At 72.9% G+C, this 17,272-nt stretch carries 19 protein-coding genes; 7 read left to right on the forward strand and 12 right to left on the reverse strand.

All coding sequences use genetic code 11. The annotated features are described in order from the left end of the window. Nucleotides 1–100: 100 nt before the first annotated feature. Nucleotides 101–1,204: a hypothetical protein gene (locus L2C96_RS42555; RefSeq protein WP_237340110.1), complete on the forward strand. Its 1,104-nt coding sequence runs from the start codon at nt 101–103 to the stop codon at nt 1,202–1,204. A 10-nt stretch (nt 1,205–1,214) separates the two neighbouring features. Here L2C96_RS42555 and L2C96_RS42560 read toward each other — a convergent pair whose 3' ends face one another. Further along, entirely contained in the window at nt 1,215–2,372 is a 1,158-nt protein-coding gene (locus L2C96_RS42560; protein WP_237340111.1) for a TetR/AcrR family transcriptional regulator, read from the reverse strand. A gap of 165 nt (nt 2,373–2,537) precedes the next feature. Between L2C96_RS42560 and L2C96_RS42565 the strand changes: the two genes are divergently transcribed. From L2C96_RS42565 to L2C96_RS42575, 3 genes are all read left to right on the forward strand, one after another. Further along, nucleotides 2,538–3,752, forward strand: a complete 1,215-nt coding sequence (locus tag L2C96_RS42565; protein WP_237340112.1) for an oxygenase MpaB family protein — start codon at nt 2,538–2,540, stop codon at nt 3,750–3,752. 101 nt (nt 3,753–3,853) lie between these two features. Then, nucleotides 3,854–4,690 carry a DUF6597 domain-containing transcriptional factor gene (locus L2C96_RS42570; protein ID WP_237340113.1) on the forward strand — a complete coding sequence of 279 codons (837 nt, stop codon included), beginning with the start codon at nt 3,854–3,856 and terminating at the stop codon, nt 4,688–4,690. 109 nt (nt 4,691–4,799) lie between these two features. Continuing rightward, on the forward strand, nt 4,800–5,726 hold the full coding sequence (locus tag L2C96_RS42575; RefSeq protein ID WP_237340114.1) for an NAD-dependent epimerase/dehydratase family protein: 927 nt from the start codon (nt 4,800–4,802) through the stop codon (nt 5,724–5,726). Between the two features lie 133 nt (nt 5,727–5,859). Here the strand turns inward: L2C96_RS42575 and L2C96_RS42580 are convergent, their stop codons facing one another. The 3 genes from L2C96_RS42580 to L2C96_RS42590 are packed head-to-tail and all read right to left on the reverse strand — an operon-like array spanning nt 5,860 to nt 9,429. Continuing rightward, the gene (locus tag L2C96_RS42580) at nt 5,860–8,031 is read right to left on the reverse strand and encodes a xanthine dehydrogenase family protein molybdopterin-binding subunit (protein WP_237340115.1); all 2,172 of its coding nucleotides are present in this window, start codon (nt 8,029–8,031) and stop codon (nt 5,860–5,862) included. Beyond that, a complete protein-coding gene (locus L2C96_RS42585) occupies nt 8,031–8,990 on the reverse strand; it encodes an FAD binding domain-containing protein (protein WP_237340116.1) in 960 nt (319 codons plus the stop codon). The genes L2C96_RS42580 and L2C96_RS42585 overlap by 1 nt, the downstream gene beginning before the upstream one ends. After that, nucleotides 8,977–9,429: a (2Fe-2S)-binding protein gene (locus L2C96_RS42590; RefSeq protein WP_020418979.1), complete on the reverse strand. Its 453-nt coding sequence runs from the start codon at nt 9,427–9,429 to the stop codon at nt 8,977–8,979. Before L2C96_RS42590 ends, L2C96_RS42585 begins: the two co-directional genes overlap by 14 nt. Before the next feature lie 170 nt (nt 9,430–9,599). On the opposite strand from L2C96_RS42590, the gene L2C96_RS42595 reads away from it, so the two are divergent. Both L2C96_RS42595 and L2C96_RS42600 read left to right on the forward strand, forming a co-directional pair. After that, entirely contained in the window at nt 9,600–10,169 is a 570-nt protein-coding gene (locus L2C96_RS42595; protein ID WP_020418980.1) for a TetR/AcrR family transcriptional regulator, read from the forward strand. 145 nt (nt 10,170–10,314) lie between these two features. Beyond that, a complete protein-coding gene (locus tag L2C96_RS42600) occupies nt 10,315–11,106 on the forward strand; it encodes a three-helix bundle dimerization domain-containing protein (protein WP_237340117.1) in 792 nt (263 codons plus the stop codon). Here L2C96_RS42600 and L2C96_RS42605 read toward each other — a convergent pair whose 3' ends face one another. Genes L2C96_RS42605 through L2C96_RS42635 form a run of 6 tightly spaced genes read right to left on the reverse strand, consistent with a single transcriptional unit; the run spans nt 11,107 to nt 15,063 of the window. Then, nucleotides 11,107–11,508 carry an arsenate reductase ArsC gene (locus tag L2C96_RS42605; RefSeq protein ID WP_237340118.1) on the reverse strand — a complete coding sequence of 134 codons (402 nt, stop codon included), beginning with the start codon at nt 11,506–11,508 and terminating at the stop codon, nt 11,107–11,109. Continuing rightward, the gene (arsB, locus tag L2C96_RS42610) at nt 11,505–12,581 is read right to left on the reverse strand and encodes an ACR3 family arsenite efflux transporter (protein ID WP_237340119.1); all 1,077 of its coding nucleotides are present in this window, start codon (nt 12,579–12,581) and stop codon (nt 11,505–11,507) included. The genes L2C96_RS42605 and arsB overlap by 4 nt, the downstream gene beginning before the upstream one ends. Further along, the gene (locus L2C96_RS42615) at nt 12,578–12,934 is read right to left on the reverse strand and encodes an ArsR/SmtB family transcription factor (RefSeq protein ID WP_237340120.1); all 357 of its coding nucleotides are present in this window, start codon (nt 12,932–12,934) and stop codon (nt 12,578–12,580) included. The genes arsB and L2C96_RS42615 overlap by 4 nt, the downstream gene beginning before the upstream one ends. A gap of 47 nt (nt 12,935–12,981) precedes the next feature. After that, nucleotides 12,982–13,506: an NAD(P)/FAD-dependent oxidoreductase gene (locus L2C96_RS42620; RefSeq protein WP_237340121.1), complete on the reverse strand. Its 525-nt coding sequence runs from the start codon at nt 13,504–13,506 to the stop codon at nt 12,982–12,984. Between the two features lie 55 nt (nt 13,507–13,561). Continuing rightward, nucleotides 13,562–13,732 carry a hypothetical protein gene (locus L2C96_RS42630; RefSeq protein WP_237340126.1) on the reverse strand — a complete coding sequence of 57 codons (171 nt, stop codon included), beginning with the start codon at nt 13,730–13,732 and terminating at the stop codon, nt 13,562–13,564. Continuing rightward, complete coding sequence (locus L2C96_RS42635) at nt 13,732–15,063, reverse strand: NAD(P)-binding domain-containing protein (RefSeq protein ID WP_237340122.1); 1,332 nt, start codon at nt 15,061–15,063, stop codon at nt 13,732–13,734. The genes L2C96_RS42630 and L2C96_RS42635 overlap by 1 nt, the downstream gene beginning before the upstream one ends. Before the next feature lie 97 nt (nt 15,064–15,160). On the opposite strand from L2C96_RS42635, the gene L2C96_RS42640 reads away from it, so the two are divergent. Continuing rightward, a complete protein-coding gene (locus tag L2C96_RS42640) occupies nt 15,161–16,003 on the forward strand; it encodes a helix-turn-helix domain-containing GNAT family N-acetyltransferase (RefSeq protein WP_237340123.1) in 843 nt (280 codons plus the stop codon). 56 nt (nt 16,004–16,059) lie between these two features. Here the strand turns inward: L2C96_RS42640 and L2C96_RS42645 are convergent, their stop codons facing one another. Both L2C96_RS42645 and L2C96_RS42650 read right to left on the reverse strand, forming a co-directional pair. After that, entirely contained in the window at nt 16,060–16,638 is a 579-nt protein-coding gene (locus L2C96_RS42645) for a dihydrofolate reductase family protein (RefSeq protein ID WP_237340124.1), read from the reverse strand. 68 nt (nt 16,639–16,706) lie between these two features. Further along, a partial coding sequence (locus L2C96_RS42650) for a helix-turn-helix transcriptional regulator (protein WP_237340125.1) occupies nt 16,707–17,272 on the reverse strand: 566 nt, incomplete at its 5' end.

Here is a 17,272-nt window from a genome sequence, read left to right on the forward strand (position 1 = left end):
AGCCACTACCAGCGAAGACACAACCAACATCACGAAGTGCGGCTGGAGTACTAGGGATCGGGAAGCGTTTTCCGGCCCGGGTTGCTGGCAGACTGCGGCCGTGACGTTGTTGTTCGAGGGTGAGCTGCACGTGCACTACGGGCAGTTCTACGTGGAGAGCCGGACCGACGAGTTCTTCGACGGGCTGACCGACGCCCGCGGCGGTCAGTCGAACGGTCTGTGCGGGGCCGCGGTGCCCGGCCTGCTGTTCCTCACCACCGGCCTGCACACCGGGAACGTCGAACTCACCGTGGAGGTCCTGGACGGGCCCGCGCCGGTGGGGGAGGACTGGGAGGAGGTCGTCGAGGTGTCGTTCCGGCCGCAAACGGCGGCCGTGCAGCTGGTGCAGTGGGCGGCGGAAGCGAGCTGGCCCCTCGACCTCGAACCCGTCGACTACCGCGTGCGGTACTGCGCGTCGGGCATTGAGCAGGCGCGGGCGAAGGACACCCGGCTGACCGGCGAACCCCCGCTCGACCGGTACCTGCTGCAGCTGTGGCCCGCGCCCCCGGCGGCCGACGTGGTCGTCCGGGAGACCAGCGCGACCGCCGCCTACTGGCACAAGCACGCCCGGACCCTGCCGCCGCCCCCCACTCCGGAGCAGCGGGCGGAAGCCCGGCGGCGGGAACGTCTGGAACGCGAACGGGCCCGCCGGGAGGCCGCACGTGCCGCCGAAGCCCGGCGCTGGGGCGGCCGGCCGCCGGGCGAACGGCTCAAGCGCGTGAACGACGGCCTGGTCCTGGCGCGGCTGGACCGGGATCTCACCGACGCGATCGAGCGGCTCGACGAGACCACCCAGCGCGCGGTGGCCGTGTGGCTGGCTCGCCGGGCGTGCGACGAGGCCGGCCTGAGCGACCTCGACTGGGTCGCCCGGGCGCTGGCCGCGCTCGGGGATGGCGAAGCGGTGCCGCCGTTCGACGACCACGCCGCGGTTTTCGAGCGGCTGCACGGCGACGACCGCGTCGCCTACACGGCGGTGCCGTCCTACGACGGGCGCCACGACCGGGTTTCGCAGCAGCACGCGGCCCTGCCCGCGGTCCTGTCGGCCGTGGCGGGCGACCCGCTGGCGTCGGCGCTGGAAACCCTGTTCCACGCTACGGTGACGTTCGGCAGCGGCTACCCCCGCCTGCACGCCGAGGTGCGCCGCGCGTTCCTGAGGCCCGCTTAGGCGCCCAGGATCAGGCACCCAGCGCGCTCAGCACCAGCGCCGACACGGTGGCGCGGTGCGCCGGGCTGTCCTCCCACCGCAACCGGCGCCCGGACTCGACCACCACGCCGAAACCGGCGTGCACCAGCACCCGCGCCTGCCTTGAGTCGAGCTCCGGCCGCACCGCCCGCAGGTGCTGCTCCCACACCGCGATGTGGTCCCGCTGCGCGGCGACCAGCGGGCGCCGCAGGTCGTCCGGCAGCCCGACGATCTCGGCGTTCGCGACGGTGGTGAGAGCGTTGTACTCGAAGCTGTACGCCACGTAGGTGGCCGTCAGCGCGGCGAGCGCGTCACGCGGATCGGTCACCCCGCGCAGGTTGTGGTCCACCGCCTGCGTCAGGAGCGCCGCCGCCTGCAGGCACGCCGCCGCGAGGATGTCGGCCTTGCCGGGGAAGTAGCGGTACAGCGCGGACGGGACCAGGCCGACGGCCTCGGCGATCCGGCCGTTGGTGACCGCGGCGAACCCGTCCCGTTCGAACAGCGGCACGGCGGCGGCGAGGATCTCCGAGCGCCGCGTCCGCGCCACCGGTTGCGCGGGGAGTTCGACCGCGTGCGCGGTGCCCGCCTCCGGGTCGGCCGCCGCCACGCGCAGCGCACAGCTCCGCAGCTCGTCCTCCAGCCGCCGCTGGGCGATCGACGTGTGGTGCATCGTGATGGACCCGATCGCGCCGAGCGCCGCCGCGGCCCGCAGGTGCTCGCCGGGCCGCGGGTGCTCGCGCCGCACCGCCTCCGCCACCCGCTCGACGACACGCGCGAACTTGCCCCGCAGCACCCGCCGGTCCGCGCGGTCGAGGTAGCGGGACTCCCACCGGTAGAGCCCGCCGGACGCGCGGTGGGCGACGGTGACGCGGGTGGCGGCCGCGAGCACGTCGGCCAGGGGCGCTCCGGCGGGCACCTCGTCCAGCGCGGCGAGGAGGCCGTCGACCATGACGTCCGCGCACTCGGCGAACAACGCGTACTTGTTCGGGAAGTGCCGGTACAGGGCGGCGGCGGTGATGCCGACGCCGGCGGCGATCTCCTCCATCGACGCCGCGTGGTAGCCGCGCTCGCTGAACACGCGCCCGGCCGCGTCGACGATGAGCTGCCTGCGGTTGCGGGGCCGGACGGCCGCGGCCGGCTCTGCGGTCACCGTGCGTCGGACGTACGCGGGAACTGGGCCATACGCGCCAGTCAACCACGCCCCGCGCGGCTCCTCTTGCCGACCAGCCTCCGTGCTCGATATGTTAATGAGAAATCTCTTCGTGAACCGGCAACGAATGCCCCACCACACCTACCAAGGAAGCTAGGTAAGTAAATGACCGATCTCAACCGACGGAAGGCACTGTCGCTCGGCGTCGCCCTGGGTCTGGTCGGCGCGGCGAGCGCCACGCCGGCGTGGGCGTGGTCCCCGGCCGGGTCGGTGGCGGGCACCGGCACGGGCGCGGATCCGTGGTGGGTCTGGGACGACGAGGTGGACGCCGTCGTGGCCGGGCTCTTCGCCGAGGGCCGCATCCCGGCGGTCAACACCGCGATGGCGTCCTGGGTGAACAACCGCGACCCGCTGCCCGCCGGCCTGCCCGCCGAACTGTCAGCCTGGCTGCAGACGGTCAACAAGCTGCCCACCTGGGCCGACCCGGTCAAGCTGCGCCGCGCCGCGGACTTCAACCGGCGCAAGGACACCTACCTGTTCATGCTGTACGGGCTCGGCAGCGGCATCATGAGCACGGTCATCCCGCGGGAGGCCAAATCGGTGTACTGGTCCGCGGGCGGCGCCGACATGCAGGACCGGGCGGCGAAGACGTTCACCTTCGGCTACGACCTGAGCGACCTCGACGCGTTCGAGCCCTCAGGCCAGTTCGTGGTCACCGCCAACAAGACGCGCCTGGTGCACGCCGCGGTGCGGCACCTGCTGCCGCAGTCGCCGCACTGGCGGGCGGTGGCCGACGAGCAGAAGCGGATCCCGATCAGCAACGGCGACATCCTGATCACCTTCCACAGCCTGGGCACCTTCGTGCACCGCAAGCTGATCGAGTGGAAGGTCCCGATGTCGCCCGCGGACGAGGAGGCCTTCCTGCACTCCTGGCAGGTCGCCATCCACCTGCTCGGCGTGCGGGAGGAGTTCATCCCGAAGACGTGGGCCGAGGCGGACGCGCAGTCCGCGTCGGTGCTCACCCCGCTGCTCGCGCCGACGTTCGAGGGTCAGGAGCTGGCCGAGGACCTGCTGGGGCTGACCGCGCAGATCGACCTGGGCGTCACGCGCGGTTTCCTGAACGAGTTCGTGCGGTACGTGCTGAGCGACGAGATCGGCGACTGGCTCGGACTGAGGCGGGACTACGCGGCGGCCGGGCTGATCCGCGCCGGGTGGCCGGCCTACATCGCCTTCCGGGAGGGCCTGCTGCCCGTCGCGCCCGCCGGGTTATACATGTTCGACCAGTTCATCCGGGCGATCGCGATGCTGTTCCTGAACAAGGGCACGTCGGCGACGACCACGCCGATCACCATCCCCACCGGGAACCGCCCCGGAACCTGATCCGTGCGGTCGTCGCGCCCGGTGCGGCGGCCCGAGCGCGACGACCGCGCTTCCAGCGCCGTGCCTTGACGCCGTTCGCGCCCGCGCGGTTGGCTTCGGAGATGACCCTGGGGGAGTCGTACGTCGAGCGGCCGCCGTTGCCGGCGCTGGCCGGAGTGGTGCGCACGGTCTGGATCCAGCGCACCGGCGACGCGCCGTACGTGCAGCGGCACCTGCCCACCGGCGGGGTCGAGATCCACTTCCCGCTCGGCGGCCGCCCGCAGCTGCTCGGCCCGCTCACCGGTCCGCACGTCGAGGTCGTCCCGGCCCGCACCACGCTCGTCGGGGTGCGGTTCCGGCCGGGAACCGCACCGCCGCTGCCCGCGGCGCTCGACGACCTCGTCGACCAGCGCCTGGACCTCGCCGGACTGTGGGGCTCCGCGGCCGGCCGCCTGGTGGAGGAGGCCGCGGGCGGGCCCGAGCGCGCGCTCTTGCTCCTGCAGCACCACCTCCTGCGCCGGTTCCGCGCGGCGGGGAGAGTGGATCCGCTGGTGCGCGAGGCCGCCACGGCGCTGATGCCCTGGCAGCCGGTCGGCATCGACACCCTGGCCGACCACCTGGCTCTGTCGGCGAGCCAGCTGCGCCGCCGCTGCCTTCAGGCGGTGGGGATGGGCCCCAAGGTCCTGCAGCGGACGTTGCGGTTCCAGGGGTTCCTTGCGCTCGCCCAGGCGGGCGCCACGGCGACGGGCCGTCGCGGCGTGGACGGCGTGGCAGGCCTCGCGGTCGACGCCGGGTACGCCGACCAGGCCCACCTCAGCCGGGAGTGCCTCCGCCTGACCGGCGTCACCCCGCGTGAACTCCTCGGCGGTGACGTCGAACGCTGCGCCTGCGGCCACGATCACTCCGCGTCGTACCTGCCGTTCCTCGCGCGGCGCGACCGGGCGCCCCTGCTCGTCTGATTCCTGCGCGTTTTGTTCAAGAGCCGCCGCCGCGCCGCTCCTAGCGTGGTCCTCCACCGACCCGCACCGGTTCTTCACTTCCCCAGACGATCGACGGCGAAGGAGCGCAATGACCAAGGTTCTCGTCACCGGCGGGCTGGGCATGATCGGCGCCCACACCGCCCGCGCGCTCGCCGACCTGGGCCGGGAGGTGGTCTGCACCGCCCACTACCGGGCCGAGGTGCCGTCGTTCCTGGCCGGCGAGGTCGCCGTCGAGGCTCTCGACGTCACCGACCGGGACGCGTTTCTCGCCCTCGGCAGCCGCCACGACATCGGCGACATCGTCCACCTCGCCGGCAGCGTTCCCGGCGACGACCCGGTGGCCTTCTTCCGCACCGACACGACCGGACTGCTCAACGCGCTCGACGCGGCCCGCGTCTGGGGCGTGCGCCGGTTCGCCGTCGCCAGCAGCCTCGGCGTCTACTCCGGACGGACCGAAGTGCCGTGGCACGAGGAACTCCCGCTGCCGTCCGCGGACCTGCCACACCTGATCATCGCGTTCAAGAAGGCCGTCGAGCCGCTCACCACGCACGCCCTGCGCGGCAGCGGCGTGCAGCCGGTCCTCCTCCGGATCGGGAGCACCTGGGGTCCGTTGATGGACCCGGAGTCGCCGTTCAACCCGATCCCGCCCTGCATCAGCGCGGTGCTGCGCGGTGAGCAGCCCAAGCCGCTGTACGCCGACGACGGCGGTGACAGCTGCTACGCGCCCGACGCGGGGCGCGCGATCGCGATGCTGACCACGGCGGAAACGCTGCGGCACGACACCTACAACGTGTCCCGCGGCGAACCGTTCACCAACCGCGAACTCGCCGAGGCCCTGCGGGCGACCACGTCCGGGCCTGCGCTCGACGTCCGGCCGGGACGGCAGAACGGCCCCGGTCCCGACCCCTACCTCGACATCACCCGGCTCACCCAGGACACCGGTTTCACACCCGCGTTCGACACCGCCGCGGCGGTCGCCGACTACGTCGCGTGGCGCGCCGGCAACCCCCGCTGAACGGACATCCCGTCATCGAGCCGAACGTGCGCCGCGACCCGCGTCTCGCGCTGTCCCTCGCCCCCGCCGGCAACCCCTTCGTGCCGGTCGTCGTGCGGGGGCGGGGCGTCGCCCTGGTTCGGAACCGGGCGGGTCAGTCCAGCAGGTCCTCGATCCGGATCGGGATGTGGCGGACGCGGATGCCGGTCGCGTTGTGGATCGCGTTGGCGACCGCCGCCGCCACGCCCACCGTGCCGATCTCGCCGAGGCCGCGCGCGCCGAGGTCGTTGTGCAGCGTGTCCGGGTACTCCACGAACTCGACCTCGATGTCCGGGATGTCGGCGTTCACCGGGATCAGGTAGCCCGCGAGGTCCGCGTTGGCGAGCCGGCCGCTGCGCTCCACCTCGAAACCCTCGTGCAGCGCCGCCGACACACCCCAGATCATGCCGCCGCTGAGCTGGCTGCGCGCGGCCTTGTCGTTGATGATCCGGCCGCCGTCGAAGACCCCGAGCATGCGCGACACGCGGGCCTCGCGGGTGAGGCGGTGCACCCGGACCTCGACGAACTGCGCGCCGAACGAGCTGAACGAGTGCTTGGTCAGCTCCTCGCCCGGCGCCGACGACCCGACCGCGGTGAGGCTCGGCCTGCCCACCGCGCGCAGCACCTCGCCGAAGGTCATCGACCGGCCGCCGCCGTGGACGCGGCCGTCGGCGTAGGTGACCTCCTCGCCGGCGAACGGCGCCCCGGGAGCCGAGGCCAGCGCGAGCAGTTCGTCGATCACCTGCCCGGCGCCCGCCATGATCGCCGTGCCCGCGCTCGCCGTCGCGGTGGACCCGCCGGACATCCCGCCGGGCGGCAGAGCCGAGTCGCCGAGGCGCGGGGTGATCCGGTCCGCCGGGATGTCCAGCGATTCGGCGCCCACCAGGGACAGCACGGTCAGCAGGCCGGTGCCCGGGTCCGCGCCGCTGGTCGCGATGTCCGCCGTGTCGTCCGCGTTGAGCGTGATCCCGACCGACGCGGGGAACCGGAGCGCGGGGAACATCGCCACGGCCACGCCCATGCCGACCAGCCAGTCCCCGTCGGTGCGGCCGCCCGGCCTGCGGTCGGCCCACCCGAACCGCTGCGCGCCGATGCGGAAGCACTCGTCGAGGTGCTTGCTCGACCACTGCAGGTCTTTGCCGGGCGGGGCGAGCGAGTTGTTCCGCTGCCGCAGCTCGATCGGGTCCATGCCGAGCGCGTCGGCCAGCTCGTCGATCGCGCTCTCCAGCGCGAAGGAGCCGGGCGCCTCGCCGGGCGCGCGCATGAACGTGGTCGGCGGCAGGTTCAGCGGCACGATCCGCTGGCTGATCTGCAGGTTGCGCGTCGCGTACCACTCGCGGGACGTGCCGTGCGAGGTCGGCTCGATGAACGAGCGCGCGGTGTCCGTGCTGCACCACGAGTCGTGCCGCAGCGCGACCAGCGTGCCGTCCCGTTCCGCCCCCAGGGTGATCCGCTGCACCGTGGCCGCGCGGCCCGCCGTCGCCGTGAACACCTGCTCGCGGGTCAGCGACGCCTTCACCGGCCTGCCCAGCGCGCGGGACGCCGCGGCCGCCAGGAACGCGGGCGCCGAGGTGCGGCCCTTGCCGCCGAACGCGCCGCCCACGAACGGGTTCACCGCACGCACCGCCGCCGGCTCCAGCCCCAGCGCCATCGACAGCTCCATGGCCTGCAGGTGGGCGCCCTGGTTTCCACTGTAGACGGTGAGGGTGCCGTCGTCCCACACCGCGACGGCCGAGTGCGGCTCCATCGGGGTGTGGTTCTGCGCCGCCGTGCGGTAGGTCGCGTCGACGACCACCGGGCTGGCGGCGATCGCGTCCTCGATGGACTCGACGCCGTCTTCGAGCACGCTGAGCGTCGGCGGCGCGTCCACATGCCCCGGCGACGCCTCGATGGCCGTGGCCAGCCCGTCCTCCAGCGAGGTCACGGCGGGCAGCTCCCGGTAGGCGACCTCGACCAGCATGGCCGCGTCCCGCGCCTGCTCGAACGTCTCCGCGACGACGAAGCCGATCGGCTGGCCGACGTAGGTGACCTGCCGGTCGCGCAGCGGAATCCACGTCTCGCCGAACATCGGCATCGTGACCGCGTTCAGCGCCAGCGGGTCGAAGGGGGAGTACACGCCGAGCACGCCCGGGGCGCTCTTCGCGGCGGTGACGTCCATGGACTCGATCTCGCCGTGCGCGATCGTGCTGACCACGATGTAGCCGTAGACCATGCCCGGGAAGTTGTGGTCCACCCCGTACTTCGCGCTGCCGGTGACCTTCAGCGGCGCGTCCAGCCGTGCGGGCATCAGCGGCTCCCCTCGGTGACTTCGAGCAGCGCGCGGACGATCGTCCGCGGCAGCAGGGACAGCTTGAAAGCGTTTTCCGACAGCGGCCGTGCGCCGTCGGTGGCGAGCGCGGCGGCCGCCGTGAACGACTCCTCGGTCGCCGGCTTCCCGCGCAGGGCCGCCTCGACCGCCGTGAGCCGCCACGGCACGGTGGCCACGCCGCCTGCCGCGACGCGCGCGTCGGCGACGATCCCGTCCCGCACGTCGAGTGCGACCGCGGCCGAGCAGAGCGCGAACTCGTAGGACTGCCGGTCGCGCACCTTCACGTACGTCGAGTGCGTGGCCCAGTCCAGCGGCGGCACGACGACCTCGGTGATCAGCTCACCGGGGCGCAGGTCGTGCTCGACGTGCGGGGTGTCGCCCGGCGTGCGGTAGAAGTCGGTCAGCTTGACGGTGCGCTCGCCGTCCGGCCCGGCGAGCCGGACCCCGGCGTCGAACGCGACGAGGGCGACCGCCACGTCACTGGGGTGGGTGGCGACGCACTTGTCGCTCGTGCCGAGCACCGCGTGCATCCGGTTCGCGCCGCCGAGCGCGGGGCAGCCACTGCCCGGCTCGCGCCGGTTGCAGGGCGTGGTCACGTCGCGGAAGTACGTGCACCGCGTGCGCTGCATCAGGTTGCCGCCGATGCTGGCCATGTTGCGCAGCTGCTGGGACGCGCTGAGCAGCAGGGCGCGGGAGATCGCCGGGTACACGCCGGGGTGCGCGGCGATGTCGGCCATCCGCTCCAGCGCGCCGATCCGCAGCCCGTCGCCGGTGTCGATGCCGCGCAGCGGGAGCCCGTTGATGTCCAGGACGCGTTGCGGGGTCAGGACGTCGAGCTTCATCAGGTCGACGAGCGTGGTGCCGCCGGCCAGGAAGGTGCCGGGGGAGTCCAGCGCCTCGGCGACGGTGGCCGGGGCGGTCAGCTCAAAGGCTCGCATCGGCCCTCCTCGCCTGCTCGACGGCGCGGACGATGTTCGGGTACGCCGAGCAGCGGCACAGGTTGCCCGACATGAACTCGCGGACGTCCGCGACGTCCTGTTCGACCGCGGCCACCGCGGACATGACCTGCCCCGGCGTGCAGAAGCCGCACTGCAGGGCGTCCTGGTCGGCGAAGGCCCGCTGCACGGGGTGCAGCTCGTCCCCTGTGGACAGTCCTTCGACGGTGGTGACCGGTTCGGTCACGGTGGCGGCGAGCGTGAGGCAGGACAGCACGGGCCGTCCGCCGACGTGCACGGTGCAGGCGCCGCACTGGCCGCGGTCGCAGCCCTTCTTGGGGCCGGTGATCCCGAGTCGCTCGCGCAGCGCGTCGAGCAGCGTGACACCCGGGTCGACGCTCAGGTGTTCGGGGTGGCCGTTCACTTCGAGTGAGATGTCCACTGGGTCTCTTCCCTGACGGCGTGGTGGGTCCGGAAACGGAAGCGGATATTTATCCGCTTGCTCTCGACGGTATCGGATTACAATCCGCTTCGCAACGAAGAGTACGCCCGGAGCAGCTCCAGGTGGGCGGGTTACCGTGAAGCGGCACCGGAACGGCGAGGGAGGGACCAATGACGACGGGTTCGGTCAGCCCACGGCGTGCCGACACCCGCCGCAACCACGAGCGCATCCTCGCCGTCGCGGCGCAGACCCTCGCCGAGTCGGGGGAGGTGTCGTTCAACGCGATCGCCAAGCGCGCCGGGGTCGGCGTCGGCACCGTGTACCGCCACTTCCCGGCGGCCGCGGACCTCATCCTGGCCGTCTACGAGCGCGAGGTCCGGCACCTGCTGGAGGTCGTGCCGGAGCTGCTCGAGCACGCCGGGCCGGCCCGGGCGTTCCGGACCTGGGTGACCGACCACCTGGCGCCGTACATGATGACCAAGCGCGGGCTGGCGAAGGCGCTGGCCGAGGCGACGGCGCAGCGCGGCACGCTGCCGGTCAGCGCCGTCCAGTCCATCCGCGAGGCGATGGAAGCGCTGCTGACGGCCGGTGTCGAGGCGGGCCTGGTCCGCCCCGGGGTGGACGTCGAGACGGTGATGCGCAGCCTGCTGGGCCTGCTGCACCTCGACCCCGAGGACGACTGGCAGCGCCAGACGGCGGACCTGGTGGACCTCGTGTGGCGCGGTCTTCGCCCGGACTGAGCACCAGCGACTGTTGCCGGGTGCCGCTCCTGGCCGCCCGGGGACGAAGGTCACTTCTCCGGGTAGGGCGCTGTACTCGCGGGTAGCCGTCTGGCAGGGTCGTGACTCCGGCCGCGTTCGCGGGCCGTGTGGAAGGGGTGAGCACGTGCCCGGGACTCTGGAGAAGATCGCCCACGGGCGCCGGGGTGAGCAGGAGATCCGGCGTTTGGAAGGGCTTCTGCGGCTGGAGCAGCCGCAGTTCGCGCCCGGTGTGGTGCACGAGTGGGTGGCGCGCGAGTTCGCCCGGTTCGACGGCGCCCCGGTGCGGGCCTACATCCCGATCCTGGTGGAACGCGCCGTCCGGGCGCGGCTGCGCGCGACGCCCGTGGTGCCCTGCTCGCCCGCCGCGGACCTGGTGGAGTGGGCGCGCGGCACGGCCGAGATCCTGCTGGCCGGGGAGCTGCCGCGCCGCTGGCAGCACACCCGGGGAGTGGCCGGGCGGGCGCGCGAGGTGTCCGCGGTCCTGCCGCCCGCCGAGCGCGCGGTGCTGGTCGCGGCCGCCTGGCTGCACGACATCGGGTACGCGAGCCCGGTGTCGGTGACCGGGCTGCACTCCCTGGACGGTGCCCGGTTCCTGGCCCGGCTCGGCGTTCCGTCGCGGGTGTGCGCGCTGGTCGCGCACCACTCCGGCGCGGCGGCCGTGGCCTCGTTGAGCGGGCTGGCCGGGGAGCTCGCCGAGTTCGGTGACGAGCGCGGGGCGGTGCGGGACGCGTTGTGGTACTGCGACATGAGCACCAGCCCGTGGGGTGAGCCGGTCTCGTTCGAGGAGCGGATGGCCGAGATCGAGACCCGCCGCGGCCCCGAAGACCCGGTGGTCCGGGCGCTGGCGATCAACCGCGCCGAGCGGGCCGCCGCGGTCGAGCGGACCACCGAGCTGCTCCGCCGGCGTTCCTGCTGATCAGCTGCCCGCCAATTCGGTGAGCAGTGCCCGGACGCGCCGGTCGATCTCGTCGCGGATCGGTCGCACGGCGTCGACGCCCTTGCCTGCCGGGTCTTCGAGCTGCCAGTCGAGGTAGCGCTTGCCGGGGAAGACCGGGCAGGCGTCGCCGCAGCCCATGGTGATCACGACGTCGGCGGCCCGCACGGCGTCCGTGGTCAGCGGCTTGGGGAATTCCTTGGACAGGTCGAGGCCGATTTCGCGCATGGCTTCGACGACGGCCGGGTTGATGGTGTCGGCGGGGGCGGAGCCGGCGGAGCGCACGGTGACCCGCCCGGCGGCGTGGTGGTCGAGCAGCGCGGCGGCCATCTGGGAGCGGCCGGCGTTGTGGACGCAGACGAAGAGGACTTCAGGTGTGGTCATCGGGTGGTCTCCGTTGTGGTGAACCGGCGGCGGAGGGCGAGCGAGACGTAGACGAGCGCGACCAGCACCGGCACCTCGATCAGCGGGCCGACGACCCCGGCGAGGGCCTGGCCGCTGGTGGCCCCGAAGGTCGCGATGGCGACGGCGATGGCGAGCTCGAAGTTGTTGCCCGCCGCGGTGAAGGCGAGCGTGGTGGTGCGCTCGTAGTTCAGGCCGAGCGCCTTGCCGAGGGCGTAGGAGCCGGCCCACATGAGTCCGAAGTAGACCAGCAGCGGAAGCGCGATGCGGGCGACGTCCAGCGGGCGGCTGGTGATCTGGTTGCCCTGCAGCGCGAACAACACCACGATGGTGAACAGCAGTCCGTACAGGGCGACCGGCCCGATGCGCGGCAGGAACCGGGTTTCGTACCAGTCGCGGCCCTTGCCTCGTTCGCCGAGACGGCGCGTGAGGTATCCGGCGACGAGCGGGATGCCGAGGAAGATCAGCGTGCTCTTGGCGATCTGCCACCCTGACACTGACAGGCTGGTGGTGTCGAGGCCGAGCCGGCCGGGCAGGATCTCCAGGTAGAACCAGCCGAGCGCGCCGAACATGATCACCTGGAACACCGAGTTGAGCGCGACCAGCACGGCGGCGGCTTCGCGGTCGCCGCAGGCGAGGTCGTTCCAGATGATGACCATGGCGATGCAGCGGGCCAGGCCGACGATGATGAGGCCGGTGCGGTACTCGGGCAGGTCCGGCAGCAGCAGCCACGCGAGGGCGAACATCAGCGCCGGCCCGATGAGCCAGTTCAGCACGAGCGAGGGCCACAGCAGTTTCCGGTCGCGGGTGACCGAGTCCAGCCTGTCGTAGCGGACCTTGGCCAGCACCGGGTACATCATCACCAGCAGGCCGAGCGCGATCGGCAGCGAGATGCCGTCGACGGCCACGGCGTTGAGGCCGGTCTCCAGGCCGGGGATCCAGCGCCCGGCGAGCAGCCCGAGGACCATCGCCGCGCCGATCCACACCGGCAGGAAGCGGTCCAGTGTGGACAGCTTGCCGACGACCCCGGCGGGCGCGGTGCCGGTGGTCGTCATGCGGTCACCGCCGCCGGCGTGAGGACTGCGGACAGGCGGGCCAGCGTCTCGGGCTGGACGCGGTAGTAGATCCAGGTGCCCCGCCGCTCGCCGGTGATCAGCCCGGACTCGCGCAGCACCTTCAGGTGGTGCGAGATGGTCGGCCCGGTCAGCTCGAACGCGCCGGTCAGGTCACACACGCACGCCTCGCCGCCGTCGTGCGAGGCGATCAGCGACAGCAGCCGCAACCGCACCGGATCGCCGACCGCCTTGAACACCCTGGCGAGCTCCGCGGCCTGCGGCTCGGACAGGGGCTCGCGCACGAGCGGCGAGCAACAGGCGACGTCCTCCGCGGGCGGCAAATGCTTCGACATGCCTCTATCTAAACAGACTTCTATATTGGGTTGTATCGAGGCGAGGATCACGCCCGGAGGAGACGGCTCACCAGGTACTCCGCGTCGCGGCCGACGCCACGGATGGTCGCGGAGGCGAAGCTGCGCTGCCACTCCAGCCCGACGTAGCCGAGGCCGCGGTGGGTGGTGGACAGGCCGCGGCGCTGCCGGGGCGCGCCGGTGCTGTCGAGGGCGCCGAGACCGCGCAGGTAGGGGAACGCGGGGCGGAACCCGGTCGCCAGGATGATCGCGTCGACGTGCTCGCGGGTGCCGTCCGGCCAGGTGACGGTGTCGTCGTCGCAGCTGGTGAACAGGCGGCGCTGATCGGGGTCGCCGGCCTCGATGGCGGAGCGGTAGCCGCCGGTGTCCAGGACCGGCGTGCTGGGCTTGGTGCGCAGCCACGGCCCGACCGGCAGGGCGTCGAACCCGGTGGCCCGGAACCAGAAGTGCACGTCGCGGCCGCCAAGCAGCTGGACGCCGACATCCGCCCCGGCCGCCGGCGTCATCCACGGCGGGTAGTTCCAGGTGCAGCTCGACGATGGCCCGCCTGTCACGGCACCGATCGTGATCGCCGCGACCGGAGCGTTCGGCTCGTCGCACCGGCCTGCGTTACCCGGGCTGGACCGCTTCACCGGCGCCGTGCTGCACCCCGGCCGGTGTCGCCGGGGAAGGGCAGGCCGGGCAGGGCGCTGTACCGAGCGGGCGCACACCGCGGGCGAGCAGGGCGTGGGCGGCGGCGAGGCCGGCCTGCCCGCCGCCGATGACGACGGCCTCGGGCATCAGGAGTGTCCTTTCCGGACCGGCGACAGCGAGATCAGCTCCGGCCCGGCCGGCGTGCCGCAGCACCCGCCCTGTCCGGGCTCGTCGAACAGCCCCGACCCGCCGCACACCCCGGTCTCGGCGAGCTGCAACTCCACCCGCTCCGCGGCCGCGTGGTCGCCGGCCAGGAAGGCGGCGATCGAGCGGACCTGCTCGTAGCCGGTCATCGCCAGGAACGTCGGCGCCCGGCCGTAGCTCTTCATGCCGGCCAGGAACACGCCCGGCTCCGGGTGCGCCAGCTCCTTCGCCCCGTGCGGGTAGACGGTGCCGCAGGAGTGCACGTTCGGGTCGATCAACGGCGCGAGCGCGACCGGCGCCTGCAGCGTCGCGTCCAGCTCCAGCCGCAGTTCCGACAGCCACGAGAGGTCCGGGCGGAACCCGGTGACCGCCACGACCTCGTCGACGTCGAGCCGTGTCCCCGCCGAGGCGGTCAGGATCAGCCGGCCCGCCGGGTCGCGGTCGACGGACTCGGTGCGGAACCCGGTGAGCACCGTGACCAGGCCGGCCTCCACCGCGGCCTTGGCCCGCAACCCGAGGGCGCCGCGCGCGGGCAGCTGGTCGGCCTCGCCGCCGCCGAAGGTGTCGCCCACCGCGCCACGCCGCAGCAGCCAGCTGATCCGGGTCTCCGGCTCCTCCTGCGCCAGCGCCGCGAACGCCACCAGCGCGGTGAGTGCGGAGTGCCCGCTCCCGGCGATCGCCACGTGCCTGCCGGCGTAGCGCGCGCGGACTCGCGGGTCGTCCAGGTCGGGAACGCGGTAGGCGATGCGGTCGGCCGCGGCTCGTTCGCCCGGGGCGGGCAGGCCGTCGCCGCCCAGCGGGTTCGGCGTCGGCCAGGTGCCGGACGCGTCGATCAGGGCCGCCGCGGTGACCAGCTCCTCGCGCCCGTCGCGGTGGCGGACGTGCACGGTCAGCGGCTCGGTGTCGCGGCCGTGGTCGACCACCCGGTCCCGGCCGCGCCGTGCCACGCCGGTCACCTCGGTGCCGAAGCGCACCCGCGTGCCCAGCACCGCGGCCAGCGGGGCGAGGTATTCGGTGACCCACTCCTGCCCGGTCGGGTAGCGCTCCGGGGCGGGCCGCTGCCAGCCGGTCGCTTCGAGCAGCCGTCCGGCCGCTGGGGCGACCAGCTCGCGCCACGCCGAGAACAACCGCACGTGGTTCCACTCCGACACCGCGGCTCCCGCGCCGGTGCCGCGTTCCAGCACCAGCGGCTCCAGCCCGCGCTCGGTCAGCTCGGCCGCGGCCGCCAGCCCGATCGGCCCGGCACCCACCACAACGACCGGCAACTCGCTCATCCGAACCCCTTTCATCGATCTCTGTCGATTGAGGTCGGACTCTATCGACCGGCGTCGATGGTCGCAAGCATCGATTCCAATCGATACACTCGGCGGCATGACCGTCGTGACGTCACCCGCGGCCCAGGTCCTGCCCGAGGGCGAGGCCGGCACCTATGCCGAGTGGTTCGCGTGCCTGGCCGAGCCCACCCGCGTGCGGCTGCTGCACGCCGTCGCAACCGCGCCCGGCGGCATCACCGTCGGCGCGCTCACCGAGTTGCTCGGCATCAGCCAGTCCACGTGCTCGCACCACGTCCGCAAGCTCGCCGACGTCGGGTTCGTGCGGGTGCGGAAGGAGGGGACTGCCAGCGTCGTCACGATCAACGCGGCGTGCTGCTCCGGCCTGCCGCACGCCGCCGACGCGGTGATGGGCCTGCTCGCGCCACGGCCGTGCTGCCCCGAGGACGTGCCCGCGGACGTCACGGTGCGCGCCCTGGGCGACGACGACTGGCCGTCCGTGCGGCGCATCTACGGCGAAGGCATGGCGACGGGCATCGCGACGTTCGAGACCACGGTCCCCAGCCGCGCGGTCCTCGACGCGAAATGGCTTCCCGGCCACCGGTGGGTCGCCGAGGTCGACGGCACGGTGGTCGGCTGGGCCGCCGCAACCCCGACGTCGGCCCGCGACTGCTACTCCGGAGTGGCCGAGACGTCGATCTACGTCGCCGAGGGCCACCGCGGCCGCGGAATAGGCAAAGCGCTGATCCGCAAGCAAGTCACGGCCGCCGACGAGGCCGGCCTGTGGACCCTGGAAACCTCCATCTTCCCCGAAAACCGGGCCAGCCTGGCCCTGCACCACGCGGCGGGCTACCGCACCGTCGGAATCCGCGAACGAATCGCCCAGCGGAACGGCGAGTGGCACGACACGGTCCTGCTGGAGCGCCGCAACAACCTCGGCTGAACAGCTGCGGCCATTCGGTCCGATGTGGACCTAGCGTTCTCCTGCGCCCGGGTCGGTCAACGGCGCACCTGGTAGCGCAGGTGCAGTACCCGCTCGCCCGGCAGCACGTCCGGGTTCTCCAGCAGGTGCTGCGCGTCGACCGAGCCGAAGTAGCGCTTGCCGGATCCGAACACCACGGGGACGACGTCCATGCGCACCTCGTCGACCAGGCCCGCGGCGAGCACCTGGCCACCGACGTCCCCCGCGGCGACCTCGACCAGGCGGTCACCGGCGAGCTCCTGCGCCTTGGCCACGGCTGCCTCGATGCCGTCGACGAAGTGGAACGGCGCCTCGGCGTCCCAGCCCTCGGGTGCCGGCCGGTGCGTCACGACGACCACGTGGTCGATCCCGCCCGGGGGCTTGCCGTCCCAGCCGTCGGTGAGGTCGAAGACGTGGCGGCCGGCGATCGTCACCCCGATCCGGTCCCAGTACGCCCGCGTGTAGTCGTAGGAGGTCCGGGACACGTTCAGCGCTCCGCTGTCGTCCAGGGGGACGTCTCCGCTGGTCAGCCAGTCGAACAGCGGTCCGGGTTGGTCGTTCTCGTCGGCGATGAAGCCGTCCACCGACACCGAGCTGTACAGGACCACCTTGCCCATGGGGACTCTCCTCTGCTTGGAAGGTGCCCCGAAACTAGCCGGTCGCGAGCGGCGGTTCTTGTAAGAAATCAATCGGCCGGCAGCGGCCAGCCGTCCAGCGCGTGGCCGGGGTGTTCGCGCAGGAACCGCCGCCGCACTTCGAGGTACCGGGTCGGCGTGAGCCCGGTGAACTCGCGGAACTCGTGGCCGAAGTGGGCCTGGTCGAAGTAGCCGGCGCCGGCGGCGAGCTCGCCCCAGTCGACCGGTCCGGCGGGGTCGATCGTGAACACGGTGGCCGTGAGGCGGTAGGTGCGGGCCAGCCGCTTCGGCGTGACGCCGACGAGCTGCTTGAACCGGTGTGCCAGATGGGTGCTGCTGACACCGGCTGCCCCGGTCAGGTCGCCGATCGCCACCGCCCCGCTGGTCGCCTCGATGACGCTGCTCGTGTGGCGGACCAGCCCCAGGCCGGCGGTCTCGCGCAGCCGTCGCCTCAGTTCGTGCTCGAGCAGCGACAGCATCTCGTGCGGTCCGTCCGCGGTGCCCAGCCGGTCCCGCAGCTCGGCGGCGGCGGGCCGGCCCCACACCTGCTCCACCGTCACGGGCCGGTCGCACAGCTCGGCCGCGGGCATCGGCAGGAACGGCGCCAGCCCCCACG

The sequence above is a fragment of the Amycolatopsis tucumanensis genome, assembly GCF_021654135.1.
In the GTDB taxonomy this organism is placed as follows: domain Bacteria; phylum Actinomycetota; class Actinomycetes; order Mycobacteriales; family Pseudonocardiaceae; genus Amycolatopsis_E; species Amycolatopsis_E tucumanensis.

Excerpts from the sequence above, each read along its gene's own strand:
- L2C96_RS42565 (WP_237340112.1), top strand. The coding sequence starts at position 2,538 with ATGACCGATCTCAACCGACGGAAGGCACTGTCGCTCGGCGTCGCCCTG.
- L2C96_RS42570 (WP_237340113.1), top strand. The coding sequence starts at position 3,854 with ATGACCCTGGGGGAGTCGTACGTCGAGCGGCCGCCGTTGCCGGCGCTG.
- L2C96_RS42575 (WP_237340114.1), top strand. The coding sequence starts at position 4,800 with ATGACCAAGGTTCTCGTCACCGGCGGGCTGGGCATGATCGGCGCCCAC.
- L2C96_RS42580 (WP_237340115.1), bottom strand. The coding sequence starts at position 8,031 with ATGCCCGCACGGCTGGACGCGCCGCTGAAGGTCACCGGCAGCGCGAAG.
- L2C96_RS42585 (WP_237340116.1), bottom strand. The coding sequence starts at position 8,990 with ATGCGAGCCTTTGAGCTGACCGCCCCGGCCACCGTCGCCGAGGCGCTG.
- L2C96_RS42595 (WP_020418980.1), top strand. The coding sequence starts at position 9,600 with ATGACGACGGGTTCGGTCAGCCCACGGCGTGCCGACACCCGCCGCAAC.
- L2C96_RS42605 (WP_237340118.1), bottom strand. The coding sequence starts at position 11,508 with ATGACCACACCTGAAGTCCTCTTCGTCTGCGTCCACAACGCCGGCCGC.
- arsB (WP_237340119.1), bottom strand. The coding sequence starts at position 12,581 with ATGACGACCACCGGCACCGCGCCCGCCGGGGTCGTCGGCAAGCTGTCC.
- L2C96_RS42615 (WP_237340120.1), bottom strand. The coding sequence starts at position 12,934 with ATGTCGAAGCATTTGCCGCCCGCGGAGGACGTCGCCTGTTGCTCGCCG.
- L2C96_RS42630 (WP_237340126.1), bottom strand. The coding sequence starts at position 13,732 with ATGCCCGAGGCCGTCGTCATCGGCGGCGGGCAGGCCGGCCTCGCCGCC.
- L2C96_RS42635 (WP_237340122.1), bottom strand. The coding sequence starts at position 15,063 with ATGAGCGAGTTGCCGGTCGTTGTGGTGGGTGCCGGGCCGATCGGGCTG.
- L2C96_RS42640 (WP_237340123.1), top strand. The coding sequence starts at position 15,161 with ATGACCGTCGTGACGTCACCCGCGGCCCAGGTCCTGCCCGAGGGCGAG.
- L2C96_RS42645 (WP_237340124.1), bottom strand. The coding sequence starts at position 16,638 with ATGGGCAAGGTGGTCCTGTACAGCTCGGTGTCGGTGGACGGCTTCATC.